The organism is Vibrio sp. YT-17 (assembly GCF_033337375.1).
Taxonomy (GTDB): domain Bacteria; phylum Pseudomonadota; class Gammaproteobacteria; order Enterobacterales; family Vibrionaceae; genus Vibrio; species Vibrio alginolyticus.
The window spans coordinates 1-1,331 of sequence record NZ_JAWOQP010000098.1; the positions used below are offsets into that span (position 1 = coordinate 1).

At 42.2% G+C, this 1,331-nt stretch carries 1 protein-coding gene; it reads right to left on the reverse strand.

Features of this window, described 5'->3' with window-relative positions:
- Positions 1-246 precede the first annotated feature (246 nt).
- Positions 247-1,263, reverse strand: coding sequence for an IS110-like element ISVpa1 family transposase (locus tag R7F67_RS24135; RefSeq protein WP_213906837.1), 1,017 nt, complete (start codon positions 1,261-1,263; stop codon positions 247-249).
- Positions 1,264-1,331: the final 68 nt, after the last annotated feature.

The window sequence follows — 1,331 nt, forward strand, 5'->3', positions numbered from 1 at the left end:
ATTTCTGGACAAATGTATGGTACGCCCCGTTTTGCAAGTGAAAAATCCAAATAACGGCGTTGGTTTGCGCTAATGTATTCAGAGTCTAATTGGGACACTGATTAGTTAGCCCCAGCTCTACGATGAGATCCGCGCCAGATTGTCCTCAAAAACGTGAAAGCACTCTAGTTGCTGTTCTGTCCATCAGGTCTTCAATCTGGTGGTCTAACCGTTTTGTCATCTTTCATTACCATATGCAAATCTAGATTAAACTCTTAATTCAAAGGGCTTGTGACTTGTCATTACTGACCATGCAATCCTCGCTAGCTTATTTGCTAACGCAACTAGAGCAACATTAAAAGGCTTTCGACGTTTCAAATCTAATAACCATGAACCGAAATAGCGTTCAGCAGTTTCTTCCCTCCACATCACTGCTCGTGCGGCATGAACAAAGAGTTCTCTCAGCTCTTTATTTCCTCGCTTTGAAATTCCCAGCATCCGTTGTTTCCCTCCAGTCGAGTACTGGAATGGTACAAGTCCGATCCACGCTGCAAAGTTTCTACCATTAGAAAAATCTGAAGGTTTTCCAACACACGATAAACAGCAAGATGCAGTCATGGGACCCACACCTGGTATCGTTTGAAGTAAAGTGTAAAGTTCATCTTCGGAACTCAGTTTTTCTATTTTTCGGTCTTGCTCTTTTATCCGTTCATTCAGTTGATTGTAATAGTCGAGCTGATTTTGTAGTTCCTGAACCAATAACGGAGGGATCGGTTCTTTGTTGTCCGCTAACCATTGAAACAGCTTTTTCATGTTTGCATGACCCCGTGGAAAGCTGATGCCAAACTCTATTAACATCGAACCAATACGGTTCATCGTTGCTGTCCTCTCCCTAATATAACCAGTTCTAACACGCCGAATAACGACGCCTACTTGAGCCTGCTCACTCTTTGGAGAAACGAACCTCATATTAGGTCTTGTAGATGCCTCAGCAATAGCAGCTGCATCGATAAAGTCATTCTTATGAGCTTTAACGTAAGGTTTTACATATTGAGTTGGGATAAGTTTAACTTGATGCCCGTATTCTTGGCATTTTCTTGCAAGCCAGTGAGCACCACAGCAAGCCTCCATTGCTATCAATGTTGGTTCATGCACAGAGATAAACTGTAGTAATTTACTTCTAGATAATTTGTGCCGATATTGTTCACGACCACTATAATCGTGGCCAACTAGATGAAAAGTAGACTTACCTAAATCGATTCCAATAACTTTGATTGCCGACATGATGGCACCTCCCAATATTCAGCGACATAGCTGAGTGTAGTGCAGGTGTGGGGCGTACCATCTTATTA

Excerpts from the sequence above, each read along its gene's own strand:
- R7F67_RS24135 (WP_213906837.1), bottom strand. The coding sequence starts at position 1,263 with ATGTCGGCAATCAAAGTTATTGGAATCGATTTAGGTAAGTCTACTTTT.